1 protein-coding gene is annotated in these 1055 nt (G+C 78.8%); it reads right to left on the bottom strand.

Annotated features, from left to right (window positions below; all coding sequences use genetic code 11):
* A partial coding sequence (locus ACRYMY_RS19650) for an ABC transporter substrate-binding protein (RefSeq protein ID WP_432548898.1) occupies positions 1 to 1000 on the bottom strand: 1000 nt, incomplete at its 3' end.
* Between the last annotated feature and the right edge of the window lie 55 nt (positions 1001 to 1055).

The raw sequence follows: 1055 nt of genomic DNA, 5'->3' as shown, positions 1-1055 counted from the left end.
CCCCCCCCCCCCCCCCCCCCCCCCCGCCCCCCCCCCCCCCCCCCCCCCCCCCCCCCCCCCCCCCCCCCCCCCCCCCCCCCGCCCCCCCCCCCGCCCCCCCCCCCCCCCCCCCCCCCCCCCCCCCCCCCCGCGCCGGGTCGGTGAAGACTCCCGCGCGGGTGTTCAGGTACAGGGTGTTGGTGCGCGGCATGGGGACCTCGAAGACCTGGTCCTCCTCCAGCAGAGCCGCCTGGGAGACCGGGACGGCCTCCACGACGTCCGCCGTGCCGGTGCGCAGCGCGGCGGCCCGTGCCGTGCCGTCGGGCACGAAGTCGACGTCGATGCCCGCCACGCGCGCGGGTTCGCCCCAGTAGCCGTCGTAGCGGTCCAGCGTCGCGCTCGACGTGCCGTCGACGGCGACCAGCTCGAACGGGCCGGTGCCGTGCCCGACCGGGTCCACGACCCCGTCCGCCCCGAAGGCGGCCGCCGCCAGGATCGACAGCTGCGGGCTGGACAGCCGCTGGGGGACCAGCGGGTCGACGTCGCCGGTGCGCACCAGGACGGCGGTCCCCGGCGCGTCCGGGTCCACCTCGACGCTCATCTCGACGCCGTCGAGGATGCGCGGCTTGGGGCTGGCCCCGGTGGCCGCCGTCAGCGAGGCGACGACCTGCTCGGTCGTCAGGTCCGTGCCGTCGTGGAAGGTGACGCCCTCGCGGACCTCGAAGCGCCAGGTGTTGGGGTCCAGCTGCTCCCACGCCGTGGCCAGCGCCGGCCGGGCGTCCCCGGCCTCGTCGAGCACGACGAGCGTCTCGGCGGTCGACCAGCGCGACAGCTTGAAGGCGTCGTCGCTGAAGGGGGTCAGGCCGGAGCGGGGCGGCTGCAGCATCGCGACGCTGATGCGCTCCTCGCCGGGCTCGCCCGAGCCGCCGGCGCCCTCCTGGGGCGCGGAGAAGCAGCCGGTGAGGGCGAGCAGGAGGGCGGCGCCGAGGCCGGCGACGGGCACGAGGGGACGGGGACGCACGGGAGCTGCTCCTCGGGACGGGGTCCGGGTCGGACGAGGTGGGTCGGGCGGGTGG

This window comes from Kineococcus haloalkalitolerans (genome assembly GCF_050871905.1).
Taxonomy (GTDB): domain Bacteria; phylum Actinomycetota; class Actinomycetes; order Actinomycetales; family Kineococcaceae; genus Kineococcus.
Note: the sequence above shows the minus strand (reverse complement) of the source record. Positions and strands in the feature narration are given on the sequence as shown.